This is a genomic window from Caballeronia sp. LZ035 (genome assembly GCF_031451175.1).
In the GTDB taxonomy this organism is placed as follows: domain Bacteria; phylum Pseudomonadota; class Gammaproteobacteria; order Burkholderiales; family Burkholderiaceae; genus Caballeronia.
Genome location: NZ_JARUXS010000002.1, coordinates 511,966 through 528,655 on the forward strand (window position 1 = coordinate 511,966; position 16,690 = coordinate 528,655).

Below are 16,690 nucleotides of genomic sequence, written 5' to 3' on the forward strand. Positions count from 1 at the left end.
CCGTCAGGCCAGCGCGCGGCGCTTGCGCGGGGCCGGTGCTGCGCTTGCGGGCGATTGCGTCTTCGCATCGAGGATCAGATCGACGTAGTGATGACAGCAATGCTCGGCATCGTTCGCATTGATGCTGCTGCGATTGGCGGCCAGTCCGATCCACAGTCCTTCCACCAGCTGTGAAAAAGCGAGCGCGACATGCGACGCATTGATGGCGACGTCGCGCGCTTCCGCTGCGCGCGTGAAGAGGCGGCCTACGCCGGAGCGGTAGTCCACCCAGATTTCGCGATAGATCTTCGCCAGTTGCTCGGACCAGCGTGCCGAACTCGCGAGCGATACCCAGACGGCGATCTTTTCGTCCGTGAGTCCGGGCGGCGTGAAGCTGGCGTGGATCAGCGCATGCAGCATCTGGGCGGGGTCCGGCTTGGCGGCATTGGCAGCGTCGCGGATGGCGCTTCCCAGCTCGGTGGCGACGGTCTTGACGGCCTCGAGCAGCAGCTCTTCCTTGTTGGTGAAGTAATGGCCGATCAGGCCTCGCGAGAAGCCGGCTTCCGCGCAGATCGAGGCCACGGTGACGGTGGCATAGCCATTTCGTGCAATGTCGCGTATTGCCGCTTCGATCAGGTCGCGCCGCCGTTCGATGGCGATCCGCGAAGGTCCGCGCTTCTTGCGGGCAGACGAAAGAGGTGTCGCCATGGGTGCTGGTCTCCCGTTCAGATCATTTCACGACTCGACGATCACGTATTGTAAGTCAGCCTCGAACGGCTCACGACACGCGATGCCGCGCCGGCTCCGCGAGACCCAGCTGGTCGCGTAGCGTCGGACCGGAATACTCAGTGCGGAACAGCTTGCGCTCCTGCAGCACGGGCAACACATGACGGGCGAAGTCCTCCAGACCCCCGGGCAGATGCGAAACGCGGACCATGAAGCCGTCCGCCGCGCCCTCGTTGAACCATTGCTCCATCCGGTTGGCAATGGTTTCGCCCGAGCCGGCTATCGCATTCATGCCGCCTCGCGAAGCGGCGCAGGCCAGATACAGCTGCCTCACGGTCAGCCCCTGTTCGCGGATGGCCCAGACCATGTTGTCGAAGTAGGACTTGGTGGCATTGCTGGAAGGCGGCAGCACCGATTCGGGAATGGGTTCGTCGAGCGGCAGATCGCGCAAGTCGATGCCGCCCAGGTCCACGGACAGAATCTCGCGGCCAACAGCCGGATGAATCATCGACTGGAGCAAGTCCAGCTTTTCCTGGCCTTCGGCGTCGCTGGCCCCGATGAAAGGATTGAGCGCACAGAGAATCTTCAGCTCTTCCGGACGGCGGCCGTACTTGCCCATGCGGCCCTTGAGATCGGCATAGAACGCCTTTGCCTTGTCGATATTGCGGTCCACGCTGAAGACGACGTCGGCGGTGCGGGCCGCCATTTCCATGCCGGCCTCCGAGCCTCCGGCATTGATTAAGATGGGCCGGCCCTGCGGGCTGCGCGGTACGTCGAGCGGGCCGCGCACCTGATAAAACTCGCCCTTGTGATCCAGCACGCGACGCTTCGACGGATCGAAGAAGCGGCCGTTTGCCCGGTCGCGGATGAAGGCGTCCTGGTCCCAGCTATCCCACAGGCCCAGCACCACATCGACGAATTCGTTCGCCCGCGCATATCGGCGCGCGTGATCTTCATGATCCCTGCGACTGAAGTTGAGCGCGGCAAGCGGCGCGGACGACGTGACCACGTTCCAGCCCGCGCGTCCGCCGCTCAGATGATCGAGCGTGGCGAACAGGCGGGCGACGTTATAGGGCTCGTAGAAGCTCGTCGAGGCCGTGCTGGCAAGGCCGATGTGCTTCGTGACGGCCGCGAGCGCGGACATCAGCGTGACCGGTTCGAGATCCGCAATATGGCCTGGATAGCGCGTAATGGCGTCGATATCGCCGTCGCGGCTGGCAGGTGAATCGGCGCGAAAGATGAAGTCGAGTTTTGCCTGTTCAGCGATCCTGGCGAGATTGATCCAGAACGGAAGGTCCACTTCGCCACCGAGCGGCGTGCCTGGATGCAGCCACGCAGCCGGATGAATGCCGACGTGGGACAGCAGGGCGCCAATATGCATGACTCGGGGCTTCATTTCGACTCCGGGAAAAGGGGTGGACCGCGTCGCGGCGACGCGGCGATGAGGATAAAAGGTAGCTCAATATATGTTGGATGTCCAACAAAATTTATGAACAAGGAAGGGGAGGCGCGGAATCGGAGGCTCGCGATGGCCTCGAGCGGAGTGCAGCCTTGATCGGGATCCGGTGCTTACGGGTATTGGAGAATGTTGATGATGGTGCCGTCGGGATCGCGGATCATCGTCGCACGCAAACCATCCTCGGACAGGTCCTTCATCTTCCATTCGAAGATCGCGCCTTCCCGCTCGAGGTGCGATGTCACGGCTTCGAGGTCGGACGTACGGAATACGACCGCCTTTGCACCCGTCTTGTCGATATGCGGGCCAGGGACAATAGCGGCATCGGGGTTGCGAACGGTCGTTGCGCGCGAAAGCAGTTCGATTCGCATGTCGCTGCGTTCGAGGATCTGGAAGTGCGCGTTCAAGGAGTCGATGTAGGTCGAGTACCCGCGACGGAACCCGAAGAGACGGCCGTACCAATCCGCGGAACGATCGATGTCGGTCACGGAAATGGCGACGTTGTCGAATTCGACGAGTCGTTGTGCTTGCGCATCCACTCCAATGTCATCCACCATGCGACCTTGCTCCTTTTGAGTCGGATCTTGGCTCAGTGCCCGACAATGCCGATGCGTTGCGAGTGCGTGGGGTATTCGTCGCCTTCGCCTTGCTGCCTGATGTCTTGACCGAGGTCCTGCCGGTGTCCATCGTTTCCGCGCCGTTGCGCACCAGTTCACGAATGCCGGCGGCCGCAAAGCGCACGAGATCGGAGTAATGAGCCGTCGACTTCTTCGCGCGGTCGCGCGCACCCAGGCGCTTTGCGCGGCCATTGAGCGCGTGCGCCTGTTGCCGTGCTCCGACTGAGAACAGATAGGCCCATACCGCCTGCTCGCGCGCGATACCGGGCAACACCGTATGCAGTGCATCGATGAACCGTTCCGCGATCGGGTCGTAGTAGGTTTCGCGAATGCGCCGTGAACGCTCATCGCTGCCGAGGCTGACGGAAGCGACCAATTGCACATACAGCGCAAGGTTTGCAGCCTCTTCCCCCTGAAAAATATCCGACAGCGGCGTGAAGGCGATAGTCAGCACGTCCTCGACCGTCACGGTCTGCTCGCTCGCGAACAGCGTGTCGAGGAGCTTGCCGCGATGCAGATTGATGGCCGACGAGCGGCGCTCGAAGACGGCCTCGTAGAGCTTGTCCTTGGTCGCGTAGTGATAATGCACGAGCGCCTGGGCGACTCCGGCTTCATCGGCGATGTTGCGCATGCTCGCGCCGGCATAGCCGTGCTCGCCAAACACCCGCTCGGCCGCATTCAGGATCGCCGACAGGCGCGAGCCCGATCCGCGGTCGGACTCTTGAGCCGGACTGGCGACTTTCGCGGGCTTGTCTCGTTGTGCACTCATTCCGGGGCGACCTCTTCAGGCTATTTGATCGATCAGTCAGTATACCGTGAAGCTTGCGTGGCCCGACAGGGGCAGAGTCGGGCCACCGCGTGCCGTCAGCCGAGAAACTCCGGCTCCGGCAGTCCCTTCACGCCGGGCCGCACCGCCAGCACATTGCCCGCGAGCGGCTGTTGCGCCAGTTCCTTCTCGCTCATCCGGCGGCGCGCCGTGGTGATAAATAAGGTATCCAGATCCGGTCCGCCGAAGCACAGGCTGCTCACGCGCCGCACCGGCAGATTGACGACCATGTCGATCCGTCCGCGCGGGTCGTAGCGCGTCACGCACCAGCCATCCATGTTCGCGCTCCAGAAGCAGCCATCGGCATCGACGGTCGATCCGTCGCAGATGCCGCGCCCGAGCGGCACGTCTGCGAATTTCCGGCGGTTGTAGATGGCGCCGTCGACCGAATCGTAGTCAAACACGTCGATCTGGCAACTGAAGGAATCGGTCATGTACATCAGCCGGTTGTCCGGGCTGAAGCTGATGCCGTTGATGCAGGTGATGCCCTCCATGATCAGCTTCGGCTGCAGGTCCGGGTCGAGCCGGAACAGGCGACCGCGCGGCGTATAGGCGGCGGCCTCCACGGTTCCGGACCAGTAGCGGCCGTGCCGGTCGCACTTGCCGTCATTGAAACGGTTCTTCGGCCGCTCGGCGTCGGGGCGCGCGATCTCGGTCAGCTCGCCCGTTTCAGGGGAGAAGAAATAGAACCCGGACCGCATGCCCACCAGCAGGCCGCCTTTGGCGCGCAGCCCGATGCTGCCGATCTCTTCCTGCATCGGCCAGCTTTTCTTGACGCCGCTCGAAATGTCGAGGCGATGGATGACCTGGCCAATGCCGTCGACCCACCAGAGCAATTGCGTTTTCTCGTCCCAGATGATCGATTCGCCGAGTACGTCGGGCGTGGAATCGACTACGTCGATGACCGAACCCACCATGTCGATAGGTCTCGTGATACTGCTGACAGTCATGTTGCCTCCTTGATATTCGGTGTGAATGGCGATGCAGCTGCGCAGCGCCGCCTCAGGCAGCCGGTTCCTTCATGCGGGCGATGCCTTCGAGCGCGAGTCCATAGCCCAGTACGTCATGCAGGCGCGCCTTCAGTTCCTGGTTCAGGCAAGTGCGCGTATAGCGTCTCACGAGACGCGGCTGCTTGAGCATCAGCTGGGCGAGTTCGCGGGCGCGCGGCAGAAGATCGGCGGCCGGCATGACCTCGTTCACGAGACCCATCTCCCGTGCCTCGCTTGCACTGATGTTCTGACCCGTGAGCAGAAAGTAATGACCGCGCGCGCGGCCCATCAACAGCGGCATGATCAGGTGCATGCCGTCGCCGGGCACCATGCCACCCTGAAAGTGCGCGGTGTCCTGGATGGTTGCCGTATCGGATGCAAGAACGATATCGCCCAGCAACGGAATCTCCGCATGCCGTACGGCGGGCCCGTTCAGGATGCTGATCACCGGCGCTTCGATATTGAGCAGATTGATGAGCAGATGCTTCGCTTCCCAGTAGATCGGATCGTAGATCGTGGGCGTCATCGAATTGCGGTTCTGATGCATGCCGGGGGCGATCGCGGGGCCGCTGAATGCGTCGCCGGTGCCGGTCATGATCACCACGTCGTTCTCACGATCGCGGCCCACGTCGAGAAATGCCTGCTCGAACTCGCGATGCGCGGTCAGGTTCCATACGAGCGGGCCACCGTGCGTGTGGAAGTGCATTTCCAGCACGCCGTCAGTGCGCGTCATGCGGATAGTCTCAAACTTGTCTGCGTAGTCGTTGAATTGGGTCACGGCTTGGTCCTCGAACGTTGGGATGTGGCGTCGATGCTTGCCGGGGTGTCGTTGGCGATACCCGAGAAGACTCTTCAGGCGCACATCCTATTCCTGACTGATCGATCAGTCAACAAGGGAAATACCGGGCGAAATCATCGTTGACCGCGCGTTGGCTCGTCCGCTACTGTGCTGACTGTTCGATCGATCAGTTTTTCAGGATTTCGATCAGAACGATCCAGCGCCTTCGGGCGCGTCCCGACAAGAGCACACGCCGCCGGACATCGCGCGCCGGCAGGACCAGGAGACACTTGATGAATCGCTATCCGTCGTTTGCATCCCATTCGGTCCTTTTTTACTGAGAGGGCCATCATGTCGAGAAAAATCGCTCTCCATGCAGACATGCCTGCTGAAACGAAGGTCCCGGATGACGCGAACCGTGCGCTCTATCTCAAGGTAGCGCTGAGGCTCGTGCCGCTGCTGATCGTGTGTTACGTGGTTGCCTATCTCGACCGGATCAATGTCGGCTTCGCCAAACTGCAGATGCAGGATGCGCTGGGCTTCAGTGATGCGGTGTATGGTCTGGGCGCCGGGATTTTCTTCATCGGCTACGTCCTGTTCGAGGTGCCGAGCAACCTCTTGCTGCAACGCATTGGCGCGCGCAAGACCATCACGCGCATTATGGTCCTGTGGGGCATCACCGGCTGCGCGATGGCGACGGTCTCGAGCCCCACGGCGTTCTATCTTCTGCGCTTCCTGCTCGGCGTATTCGAAGCGGGCTTTTTCCCGGGCGTGGTCTACTACCTTAGCCAATGGTTCCCGCGTCATCGCCGCGGGCAGATCCTCGGCCTCTTCATGACTGGGTTTCCGATCGCTGGAATGATTGGCGGTCCGGTATCGGGATGGGCGATGTCGCATCTCGGCGGCGTCGCGGGGCTCGCGGGCTGGCAGTGGCTCTATATCGTCGAAGCGGCGCCGGCGGTGCTGCTCGGTATCGTCACGTGGTTCACGCTCTCGGATGACATCGGACGCGCAAAATGGCTGACGGAGCCCGAGCGCGACACCTTGCGCCGCGCGTTGCGCGTCGATGGCCAGGACCTGGGTGCCCAACACGCCGGGAAGTTGCGACAGGTGATCAGCGATCCCAAGGTGTACCTCATGAGCTTCGCCTATTTCACCTTTATTTGCGGCACGTATGCGCTGAGCTTCTGGTTGCCGACGGTGCTGAAGAGCGCAGGCGCGACGAGCGTGGAGCGTATCGGCTGGCTGTCGGCGATTCCGTATGGCATTGCGGCCGTTGGCATGGTGCTGATCTGCCGCCACTCGGACCGGAACCTGGAGCGTCGCTGGCACGGTGCGCTCGCTGCGTTGACAGGCGCGATCGCGCTTTCGCTGCTGCCGCTTCTGGAGCATGATCTGACTACCACCATCGTGCTGCTGACAATCGCATCGACGACGGTGTTCGTGACGATTCCTTTGCTCTGGTCGCTGGCGTCGGATTACTTTGCGGGATCATCCGCTGCTGCTGCGGCGATCGCCTTCGTCAACAGTCTCGGCTTGCTCGGCGGTTTTGCGAGCCCCTTCGCGATGGGCTGGCTCAAGACGCTGAGCGGCTCCTTGAACAGCGGCCTCTATCTGATGACGACTTTGCTTGCGCTCGGAGCATGCGGGATGCTCGCGATGCGCGGTACACGCCGCATCCACGAATAAGCAATCAATCAGCGGCAGGGCATGTGACAGACATGGAACAGAACTTTAAGGATGCATCGCCGGGAAGCTTGCTCGGGGAAAACGTAGCGCGTCTCGACGGCGCGCGCTTCGTATCGGGACGCGTGGACTACAGCAGCGATCTCATTCCGTCAGGTGCGCTGCATCTCGCCATACTGCGCAGCGCGCACGCGTGCGCCACGATTGCTTCCATCGACCTGTCGGAGGCCCTCGCCATGCCGGGCGTCGTGGCGGGACTGACCGGCGAGGAGGCGGCGCGCATGAGCGATGCGATGCCGCCGGCGATGGACCTGCCCGCAAAGGGCGCGCGCGGTCCGCTGCAGAGTCGCTGCCTGGCGCTTGGCCATGCGACTTATTTCGGCCAGCCCGTGGCGGCGCTCGTCGCGACCACGGTGCATGACGCGCAGGCGGCCCTCGCGAAGATCCGCGTGAAGTACGACGTGCACGCGCCGACCACGAACGCACGCGATGCGTTGGGTGATGATGCGCCGATCGTCCAGCCCGGCTGGGACACCAATCTGCTGGTGCGCGATCGCATTCGCTCCGGTGACGCCGATGCCGCGTTCGCGCGGGCAGCGCATATCGTGCGTGGCGAAATGACGATCGGATCATCGACCAGTGCGCCGATGGAAACCTTGTGCTACATCGCGCAATGGGATGCACGCGCCGAGCGCTATGCGTTGACAGGCACGTTCCAGAATCCCCATACGAGCCGATGGTTGCTGGCTACCGCGTTGCGCGTGAAGGAGTCTCAGGTGCGCGTGATTGCGCCACGCATCGGCGGCACGTTCGGTTTGAAAATGGCGGGGCATCCGGAAGAAGTCCTGGTCGCTTTGTTCAGCCGTCTCACGCGGCGTCCGGTCGCGTGGGTCGAGGAACGGCGCGAAACGCTGCTTGCCGGCTCGCGTTCGCAGCATCACAGCTTCGAGATTGCCGCCGACAGGGAGGGCAGGCTGACCGGCTGGCGCGATCGGATCCTTGTCGACGTGGGCATCATGGGAGCGGGTCATAGCTGGGCGATGGCACTCGTCACGCCGGCTGTGTTTCCGACGGTCTATACGATCGAGCATTGCGACGTCGAGTGCTCGCTCGCCATCACCAATCAGCCTCCCTGGCAAGCCATTCGCGGTTACGGCAAGGAGATCGGCAATCTCGTGCTGGAGCGCGCCATCGATCTGCTGGCGCGTCAGACCGGCATCGATCCGGTCGAGTTGCGGCGGCGCAATCTGGTCGCGCGCGAAGCGTTGCCGCGTCTGCTGCCGTCCGGCCTGAACGTGGACAGCGGCGATTATCCGGGCGGTCTCGCGCAGTTGCTGACGATGTTCGATTACCCGGCCTGGCGAAAGCGCGCCGATGCGTCGCGCGCATCGGAAGGGCGGATCGGCGTTGGCATCGCGTTTGAACTCACACCGGAAGGCGGCGCTCGTCCGGGCAACTTCCCTAACGGCTACGAGACCTCGACGGTGCGCATGATGCCATCGGGTGATGTGCAGGTATTGACGGGTGTGACGTCGCCCGGCAGCGGCAGTGATACGGGCATCGCGCAGATGGTCGCGGGCGAACTCGGTTTGCGCGCCGAACAGGTAAGCGTCATCGAGGGCGACACGGACGTCACGCCGCTCGGCACCGGCAACGCGAGCAGCCGTGCGCTCATGTACGGCGGCACGGCGGCCTATCTCGCCGCGCGGGAATTACGCGGCCGGCTTGCACAATGCGCGGCCAACATGCTGGGCGGAGCACCGCAGGACATCGTGCTGCGCGACGGCCACGCGTGGCGCGAGCCCGACGGCAAGAGGATCGCGGTGGCCGAGCTGGCGCTGGGCGCACATCTTCGACCGTTCACGGTGGCCGCCGGAGTGACACTGCCGCTCGAGGTGACGTGCAGCTTCGCACCGAAGAACGTGCGTGTGGAGCCCGATGCACAGGGCCGTATCGCCACCTATCCGACCTTCTCATACTCGGTGCATGCCGTGGCACTCGAACTCGACATGGCGACCGGCAACAGCAAGCTGCTGGACTACGCTGTGGTGCACGATTGCGGTGCAATGATCAACCCGGCGTTGGTCGAGGGGCAGTTGAGAGGGGCGATCGTCATGGGCATCGGGGTTGCATTGTGGGAGCAGATCAAGTTCGACAGCGGGCATCGCATGATCACGGATCGTTTCAAAAGCTATCTGTTGCCGCGTGCGAACGACCTGCCGCCGATTCGCGTCGGACATCGGGTTACGCTGAATCCATTTCATCCGCTGGGCATGAAGGGCGCAGGGGAATCGGGACTGGGCGGCGCGCTTGCGGCTGTCAGCAATGCCGTGGCGGATGCCCTGGGCGATGACGCGTGCTTGCGGCACGTGCCTGCAACGCCCGCGCACGTAATGGCTGCACTGCGGGAGTCGCGGGCGTGATCGGTCATCGTTTCGAATTTCACCGGCCTCGCGATCTTGACGAAGCCGCGGCCTTGATGAACGCGTATCGTGATCAGGCGGCCGTGCTCGGTGGCGGCACGATGCTGGTGCCGTCGATGTCGGCCAATCTCGTTCGACCCGCGCATCTGATCAGTCTGGCTTCGCTGGGTCTTGACGAAGTGGTGCTGGACGACGGCTATCTGCGTATCGGCGCAATGACGACCTATGCACAGCTGCTCGCCTCGCCGCAGGTCAGCCACCACGCGCCGCTTCTCGCGGCGATGGCGGCACAGATAACCGGCGGCGCGTCAATCCTCAATCAGGGCACACTGGGAGGAGCGGCGAGCTTTGCCAATCCCTCGTCGGATGCGCCGGGCTGCCTTGCCGCGATGGAAGCGATGTTCGAATTGTGCTCGTCGAGAGGCACGCGCCGCGTTCCCGCGCAGGACTTTTTCGTCGATGCATTCCGCACCGCGCGACGCGAAGACGAATTCCTGATGAACATTCTCCTGCCGCGCGACGCGACACTCGTGGCCTGCCGGTACCAGAAGTACAAGGCGAGCGCGAGTTCCTGGCCCATCGTCACGGTTGCGTGCTCGCTGCATCGCGGCGAACAAGTCAGCGTGCGGCTCGCGGTTGGCGGGGCGGGTTGCCGGCCGGCCTACAACAGCTTCGCGATCGATCCCGCGGCATGGGTGCCCGAGGTCTTTATCGACCAGGCGGCAGCGAACGCACTGAAATGCGTTGGCGAAGGCTGGAGCGATGAACTCGCCGATGCGGAGTATCGCCGCGCTATCGTGCCGGGCGTCGTGAAGCGGCATCTGCGCGATTTGCTCACGGAAACGAAGATATGGAAAAGATGATCCAGGTCCGGCTGACGCTCAACGGCGAGCCGCGCTCGGTGTGCGCGGATTCACGACTGCTGCTTGTCGAATTGATCCGTGACGTCATGGATGCGAAGGGCACGCGTGTTGGCTGCCTTACCGGCGACTGTGGCGCGTGCACGGTGTTGCTCGACGGCGAAGCAAGGAAGTCCTGCCTTGTCCTTGCAGCGGCCATATCGGATAACGATGTACGGACAATCGAGGGCGTGGACGGAGTGGAACGGCTGCAGGAGGCCTTTATTGCCGAGAATGGCTTCCAGTGCGGCTTCTGCACAAGCGGCATGCTGATTGCGGCGGTGGACTTGCTGAAGCGCAATCCTTTGCCGACTCCCGATGAAATACGCCGTGGCATCAGCGGCAATTTGTGTCGATGCACGGGTTACGAAAGTATCGTCAATGCGATTTACCGCGCGGCGCATGGCGAACCTCCTGCTGGCGAGGCTCCGCATACGCGTGACGAGATTCGCTGCGAATGAGTCGCGGTTTCAGGCATTCCATCTCAACGCGGCGCAAGCGCCTGCGCCGATTGCAGCAGATCGTCCAGCATCGACTGACGGCGTTCGGGATCCGTGTCGCGGCCCGTCATGAAGCACAGCGCGGCGATCGGCACGCCTGCGCGGTCGCGCACGGGCGCAGCCATGCAGAGCCGGAACGCATTGGACAGGCCTTCCGTGCAGCAATAGCCCAGCGCTTTCGCGTGCTGCACATCGCACATGAATTGATCGAAATCGATGCGCACGCCGTTGTCGAGCACGAAGTCGTCTGCGGGAATCAGCGCGCGGATGGCGTCGGCGTTCATATGGCCGAGCAACAGGCGGCCGGTCGCGGTCCACGGAATCGGCACGCGCACGCCGATATCCGAACTGATGTTGAACGGCCGCGCACTGTTCTCCGATAACACCACCGAGTACTTGTTCCCTTCGAGCATGCACAACTGCGTGGTCTCGTCGTACTTGCGCACCAGCGCCAGAATGGACTGATGCGCGCGGCTGATGAGGTCGTTGTGGGTCGCGTAGTCCGAGCCGTAGTAATGCATCTCGCGGCCGAAGAACACACTGCCATCCGCCGATGTCTCGAGCCAGCCCACTTCGGCGAGAATGGCGACGAGTTCGTAGATGCTCGAACGCGGTGAGCCGGTCGCTTCGATCAACTCGCGCATCGTCATGGGCCGCTGCGCGTGATGCAGCTTCCTGAAGATATCGATGACACGGTCCACGCCCCGCGCGCGCGACGATTCCGTTGCTGCCATTCGCTCAGCCTTCAATGGTCGAGCACACGGCTGAGAAACTGCCGCGTGCGTTCGTTCGCCGGGTTGACGAAGATGTGCTCCGGGTCGCCTTGCTCTGCAATCACGCCCTTGTCCATGAACACGACGCGGTCCGCCGTCTTGCGCGCAAATCCCATTTCGTGGGTGACGACGACCATCGTCATGCCGTCTCGGGCCAGGCCGCGCATCACTTCCGTGACTTCGCCGACGAGTTCGGGATCGAGTGCGGAGGTGGCTTCATCGAAGAACATGATGCCGGGTTCGACTGCAAGCGCCCGCGCAATCGCGACACGCTGCTGCTGTCCGCCCGACAACTGGATCGGATAGTGCGATGCACGGTCCGCGAGGCCCACGCGGTCGAGCGTTTCCATGGCGCGGGTGCGGGCATCGGCGGGCGACATGCCGCGCGCCTTGATCAGCGCGAGGGTGACATTGCCGAGCGCCGTCTTGTGCGGAAACAGGTTGAACTGCTGAAACACCATGCCGACATGGCCGCGAATTTCGCGTGCGCGCTTCGGATCGTGCAGGGGCACGTCGTTGACCCACACGTGGCCGGAGTCCGTCGTCTCCAGTCCGGCCATGATGCGCAACACCGTGCTCTTGCCTGAACCGGATGCGCCGATCAGCACGAGCACTTCGCCTGCGCGCACGTCGAGATTGATATCGTTGAGAACACGCGTCGCGCCGAATGCCTTGCTCACGCCCGACAGCGAAATGACGGGTTTGCTCTGGATGGAATCGCTCAAGTCAGTCTCCGGCGGTCATGATGGCGCACCCATTGCGAAAGCGGGAAGCACACGACGAAATAGATCAGCGCGACGAGGCCGTAGATCTCCACCGGCTTGCCGATGCGGTCCACGATAGCCTGGCCGCCGTGCATCAGTTCGGACATGCCGATCATGCTGACGATCGACGTATCCTTGATGAGGGACAGGTACTGCCCGACGAGCGGCGGCAACACGATGCGCCCGGTCTGCGGCAGCACCACCGAGGTGAAGGCCTGCATGCGCGACAGACCGAGAATCTGCGAGACTTCCCACTGTCCCTTGGGCACTGACTCGATACCCGAGCGAAAGACTTCCGCGATATACGCGCCCTGATACACGCTGAGGCCGATCACGCCCGCCGCGAAGACATCGATGGCATAACCGAAGTACGAGACGCCGAAGTAGATGAACATCAGCGTAATCAGTACCGGCGTACCGCGAAACAACTCGGTATAGAGTTTCGCGATTCGGTCCGTGCCCAACGGCCCGAACGTCCGCAACACGGCGGCGAGCAGGCCGATGAGCGTGCTTCCGACAATCGCCGCGAGCGACAGGAGCAGCGTCGTCACGAGACCTTGCAGCAGGATCGACAGACTGTTTTTCAGCAGTTCGAGTGACATGACTCAGTCCCTTATGCCCGATTCGCACGACGCAGCTTGAAGCCGCTTCTGCGCGCACTTGGCCTCACGATGAGCGGCGGATGAAACATGCGTGCGCCGAGTTGACTGGCGATCCACGACAGCACATTGCTCAGCACCAGATACGCGACGAGTACCACGGCGAAGGTCTGCACATACAAGAGCGTGCGCGAATTGATGACGGTGGCCGTGCCGGTGAGTTCGGGCAAGGCAATGGCCGACAGCAGCGAAGTACCGAGCAACAACTGGATCAGATAATTGACGATGGTTGGATACACGGCACGCGTTGCCTGCGGCAACACGATCTCCTTGAAGATCTGCCCGCGTTCCAGCCCGAGAATGCCGGCCGCTTCAATCTGCCCGCGCGGCACCGACTGCATGCCCGCGCGAAACACTTCCGACAGATACGCGCCCACGTTCACGCCCAGCGCGATAACGCCGGCCCAATAGGCATCGAGTGCAATGCCCATCGACGGCAAGCCGAAGAACACAATGAAAATCTGCAGCAGCACCGGCGTATTGCGGATGGCTTCGACGTAAGCCCGCGCGATGAGCCGCACGATGGACGACGGCGACATGCTCGCGAGCGCCGCGATCAGACCGAGCGCGAGCGCCAGCACGAACGACAGCAAGGTGACCTGCAAGGTCAGCCAGCCGGCCTTGAGGAACTCGGGGACATAGCCCCAGAGCGTCATCCATTGATAGCTCATCTGCGCCTCCGCTTCAGAACTGCGGATTGAGCGGATATTTCGGATCGACGCCGAACCATTTCTTGTACAACTGCGCGTTCAGCTTCGATGCATTGATGTTGAACAGGAACAGGTTCAGATAGTTGAGCCACGCCTGGTCACCCGCCTTCACGCCAAACGCGTTGTACTCGAGCGGCACGAGTGCTTCGTTGGTCACGGCCAGTTCCGGATCGAGCTTCGCCTGATACGCAAGGAAGTTGTTGTCCTCGATCATGGCATCGGCCTGACCCTGCTTGACGGCGAGAATGGCCGCCTGTGAACTGTCGTATTCCTGAATCTTGACGGGAATGCCCATCGAGCGGACTTCGTCGCCGTTGGTCGAGCCCTTGACCGTGGCGATGGTGCGCCCGCTCATGTCCTTCGCCGACTGAATGCCGCTGCTCTTCTTCACGAGCATCGCTTCGCTGGCGACCACATACGGCGAGGTGAACTCGACGACCTTCGCGCGTTCGAGGTTGCGCGTGAAGTTGCAGAACACGACATCGACCTTGGCGGTTTGCAGATTCGGGATGCGGTTCGCGCTGGTCGTGTTCACGACCTCGAGCTTCACGCCCATTTGCTTCGCGAGTTCCTTGGCGAGGTCGACGTCATAGCCATCGGGATTGCCGTCCTTGTCGTAGAAGCCGAACGGCGCGAACGTGAGGCAATCGCCGACGCGCAGCGTGCCGCGCTGAAGCACGGCTTGTAGCGTCGATGCAGGCGCTGCCGCCGATGCACCCTGCTCGGGCGTCGCCACTTTCGTGCAGGCGGAGAGCGCGAGCAATGCGCCTACGGCGGTTGCGACAAACAGCGAGGCGGCCTTGGTGCGCTTGATGTCCTGGATGGCAAGCTTCATGTTCAGATCCTGGTCGAGGGGGTGGTCTGAAAAAATGCTTCCGGCCTGGCTTGTGTGAGCGGAATTGCGTTGAAGCACTCGGTTGTCCGGTATATCGGACAGTGATCTGGCGAGCCGGATTGATGCCAGAGTGTTGGACGTTAAAAAGGACGATGCAAGCAGCCTGAACCCTTATTGATTTCGAAATATTGTTGAGCTAGCGATGCTGGCCTGCGGACGATTTCGCCTAAGCCCGCTCCGTAAAGTGCTGCATCACGACGGCGGCCAGTTCCTGTAGCTCCGACTTCTCGTCGAAGCGCTCCTCGCGCCTTGACCTGAGAAAGAATCGAGCCTTCGGAAGGGACGGAAGAGCAGGCTTTGCCAGCGTCCGAAGTCCGGGGCGCGCGGCTGCGGAGGCATTGAGGCAACCCACGCCGAGCCCGGCTTCCAGTGCGGCGGTGAGGCCCTCGACGCCAGACGCGATATGACTCACATAGAAGGGGATGCCCTTCTTCTGGAGGCTGTCCACCGCCAGCCGATGCAGGGAGCAGAACTCGGGCAGAAGGACGAGCGGCACGGGGCGCCCGCGAGGCAGATCCGGACGATCGGCGGCGGTCACCCATTGCAGCGGCTCGACACCGAGCTCGGTGCTGTCATTCGAGCGGCGGGACTTCGCGCCGGTCAGGCTCATCAGTAACGCAAGATCGATTTCGCCTCGCTCATACGCGGCCTGAATATCGGAAGTCATGCCCACCAGGCTGCGCAGCCGGATCCGGGGGCAGTCCGTCACCGCGCGCGCAAGCAGTTGCCCGAGATCCGCACTGCGGAAGTACCCCGTAACGCCGATCCCCACTTCAATGTCCTCGGGAATCTCATGCATGTCTCGCCACGCAGCCTCCGACAAGCCGACGATTCTCCTCGCATGGCGCAGCAGTTGAACGCCTGCGGCGGTAGGCGTGACGCCGCTCTTGGCGCGCAGCAGCAGCGTCTGGCCCGCTCGGGCTTCCAGCTTGGCCAGTTGCTCGCTCAAGGCCGATTGCGAAAGACTGCGGGCGGGAGCCGCCGCCGTGATGCTCTTCGCGTCCACCGCGGCAATAAAAGATTTCAGCTGCTCGACGTCGAATGCGTGCATGTCATCCCCCGGATTATCCGATGGATATTAGCTTATCTTCCCGCTTTTCGGGACCGTCTGCGACGCGCATCATTGACACATCAATCACAGACAGGAGCAAACCATGCCTCACATCACTATCCAGCTCTCAGGACACCGTGACCGCGATTTGGGCAACCGGGCAGCGGTAGCGGTCAGCCAGTTGACAGCGGACATCCTCGGCAAGAAGCCGTCCGACATGGCCGTGACGCTCGACTACATCGCCGACGAGGATTGGCTGGTCGGCGGCAAGAGCCTGGCTGAACTGTCGGCGGCATCGTACTTTGTCGAAGTGAGCATCACGGACGAGACGAATACCAAGGCGGAAAAGGCCGAGTTCATCCGCCAGGTGCACGAAGCGATGCGCGGCTTGAGAGCGGCTGTCCATGAAGTCTCTTACGTGTATCTGATCGACGCGCGCGCCACCGCGTATGGATTCGGCGGACGGACGCAAGAGTGGCGGCACCAGAAGGCAGGTGTCTAGGCGAACTTTCAAGGGGAAAGCCATGCTCGGAGACTTCCTGGAAACGATCGGCTCGCTGGGTGTGTTGGCCAGCGTCATGGTTCACTACAAAGTCTCCGTCAGCAGTCGGGGTGAGGCGCTAGCGGAAGAAGCGGGAGTGTGTGTCGGCGGCTCGGACGCGAGATGCGCCGGTGCGGGGACTTCGTCGAAGCACAATCGCCGCGACTGCGCTTCCGACGGATGATCGGGTTGGTCATTCGATCGGGCAATCGGAAAGGCGAGAACGAGAATCTCGAACCATCAAAGCAATCTGATGCGCTCTGGCGATCGACTGGAGCGGTTCATTCTCGAGAACTCAGGCCTATCGCGCGCGAACAGAGGTTACTCGCCTACCGGATTTTCATCGATAAGACCGATCTCATTTGGAGCAAAACACGCCGCCAAATATCGAGATAAGCAAATGATGGACAAAGCACTC

Annotated in this window: 17 protein-coding genes; 5 read left to right on the plus strand and 12 right to left on the minus strand. The window is 62.2% G+C overall.

The features are described from left to right. Window positions 1-3 precede the first annotated feature (3 nt). From QCE88_RS17900 to QCE88_RS17925, 6 genes are all read right to left on the minus strand, one after another. Window positions 4-687: a TetR family transcriptional regulator C-terminal domain-containing protein gene (locus tag QCE88_RS17900; RefSeq protein WP_309904518.1), complete on the minus strand. Its 684-nt coding sequence runs from the start codon at window positions 685-687 to the stop codon at window positions 4-6. Between the two features lie 70 nt (window positions 688-757). Then, window positions 758-2,101, minus strand: coding sequence for an LLM class flavin-dependent oxidoreductase (locus tag QCE88_RS17905; RefSeq protein WP_309904520.1), 1,344 nt, complete (start codon window positions 2,099-2,101; stop codon window positions 758-760). Between the two features lie 173 nt (window positions 2,102-2,274). Next, entirely contained in the window at window positions 2,275-2,718 is a 444-nt protein-coding gene (locus tag QCE88_RS17910; RefSeq protein ID WP_309904521.1) for a VOC family protein, read from the minus strand. Then, window positions 2,708-3,547, minus strand: coding sequence for a TetR/AcrR family transcriptional regulator (locus QCE88_RS17915; protein WP_309904523.1), 840 nt, complete (start codon window positions 3,545-3,547; stop codon window positions 2,708-2,710). The genes QCE88_RS17910 and QCE88_RS17915 overlap by 11 nt, the downstream gene beginning before the upstream one ends. Before the next feature lie 95 nt (window positions 3,548-3,642). Next, complete coding sequence (locus QCE88_RS17920) at window positions 3,643-4,554, minus strand: SMP-30/gluconolactonase/LRE family protein (RefSeq protein WP_309904525.1); 912 nt, start codon at window positions 4,552-4,554, stop codon at window positions 3,643-3,645. 52 nt (window positions 4,555-4,606) lie between these two features. Next, a complete protein-coding gene (locus tag QCE88_RS17925; RefSeq protein ID WP_309904526.1) occupies window positions 4,607-5,326 on the minus strand; it encodes an enoyl-CoA hydratase/isomerase family protein in 720 nt (239 codons plus the stop codon). 396 nt (window positions 5,327-5,722) lie between these two features. On the opposite strand from QCE88_RS17925, the gene QCE88_RS17930 reads away from it, so the two are divergent. From QCE88_RS17930 to QCE88_RS17945, 4 genes are read left to right on the plus strand one after another with little or no spacing between them, the layout of a single operon-like run. After that, window positions 5,723-7,060: an MFS transporter gene (locus QCE88_RS17930; protein ID WP_309904528.1), complete on the plus strand. Its 1,338-nt coding sequence runs from the start codon at window positions 5,723-5,725 to the stop codon at window positions 7,058-7,060. A gap of 32 nt (window positions 7,061-7,092) precedes the next feature. Then, a complete protein-coding gene (locus tag QCE88_RS17935; protein ID WP_309904531.1) occupies window positions 7,093-9,480 on the plus strand; it encodes a xanthine dehydrogenase family protein molybdopterin-binding subunit in 2,388 nt (795 codons plus the stop codon). Beyond that, window positions 9,477-10,343, plus strand: a complete 867-nt coding sequence (locus QCE88_RS17940) for an FAD binding domain-containing protein (RefSeq protein ID WP_309904533.1) — start codon at window positions 9,477-9,479, stop codon at window positions 10,341-10,343. The genes QCE88_RS17935 and QCE88_RS17940 overlap by 4 nt, the downstream gene beginning before the upstream one ends. Next, window positions 10,331-10,840: a 2Fe-2S iron-sulfur cluster-binding protein gene (locus QCE88_RS17945; RefSeq protein ID WP_309904535.1), complete on the plus strand. Its 510-nt coding sequence runs from the start codon at window positions 10,331-10,333 to the stop codon at window positions 10,838-10,840. The genes QCE88_RS17940 and QCE88_RS17945 overlap by 13 nt, the downstream gene beginning before the upstream one ends. A gap of 23 nt (window positions 10,841-10,863) precedes the next feature. On the opposite strand, the gene QCE88_RS17950 is transcribed toward QCE88_RS17945, so the two are convergent. The 6 genes from QCE88_RS17950 to QCE88_RS17975 all read right to left on the minus strand — a co-directional run bounded on the left by QCE88_RS17950 (window position 10,864) and on the right by QCE88_RS17975 (window position 15,731). Then, on the minus strand, window positions 10,864-11,613 hold the full coding sequence (locus QCE88_RS17950; RefSeq protein WP_309904537.1) for an IclR family transcriptional regulator: 750 nt from the start codon (window positions 11,611-11,613) through the stop codon (window positions 10,864-10,866). Between the two features lie 11 nt (window positions 11,614-11,624). Then, complete coding sequence (locus tag QCE88_RS17955) at window positions 11,625-12,377, minus strand: amino acid ABC transporter ATP-binding protein (protein WP_309834427.1); 753 nt, start codon at window positions 12,375-12,377, stop codon at window positions 11,625-11,627. Next, window positions 12,374-13,018 carry an amino acid ABC transporter permease gene (locus QCE88_RS17960; protein WP_309904539.1) on the minus strand — a complete coding sequence of 215 codons (645 nt, stop codon included), beginning with the start codon at window positions 13,016-13,018 and terminating at the stop codon, window positions 12,374-12,376. The genes QCE88_RS17955 and QCE88_RS17960 overlap by 4 nt, the downstream gene beginning before the upstream one ends. An 11-nt stretch (window positions 13,019-13,029) precedes the next feature. After that, window positions 13,030-13,746: an amino acid ABC transporter permease gene (locus QCE88_RS17965; protein ID WP_309904542.1), complete on the minus strand. Its 717-nt coding sequence runs from the start codon at window positions 13,744-13,746 to the stop codon at window positions 13,030-13,032. A gap of 13 nt (window positions 13,747-13,759) precedes the next feature. Further along, complete coding sequence (locus QCE88_RS17970) at window positions 13,760-14,620, minus strand: transporter substrate-binding domain-containing protein (protein WP_309904544.1); 861 nt, start codon at window positions 14,618-14,620, stop codon at window positions 13,760-13,762. A gap of 226 nt (window positions 14,621-14,846) precedes the next feature. Continuing rightward, the gene (locus tag QCE88_RS17975; protein WP_309904546.1) at window positions 14,847-15,731 is read right to left on the minus strand and encodes a LysR family transcriptional regulator; all 885 of its coding nucleotides are present in this window, start codon (window positions 15,729-15,731) and stop codon (window positions 14,847-14,849) included. A gap of 103 nt (window positions 15,732-15,834) precedes the next feature. On the opposite strand from QCE88_RS17975, the gene QCE88_RS17980 reads away from it, so the two are divergent. Beyond that, entirely contained in the window at window positions 15,835-16,233 is a 399-nt protein-coding gene (locus QCE88_RS17980; RefSeq protein ID WP_309904548.1) for a 4-oxalocrotonate tautomerase family protein, read from the plus strand. Window positions 16,234-16,690 lie beyond the last annotated feature (457 nt).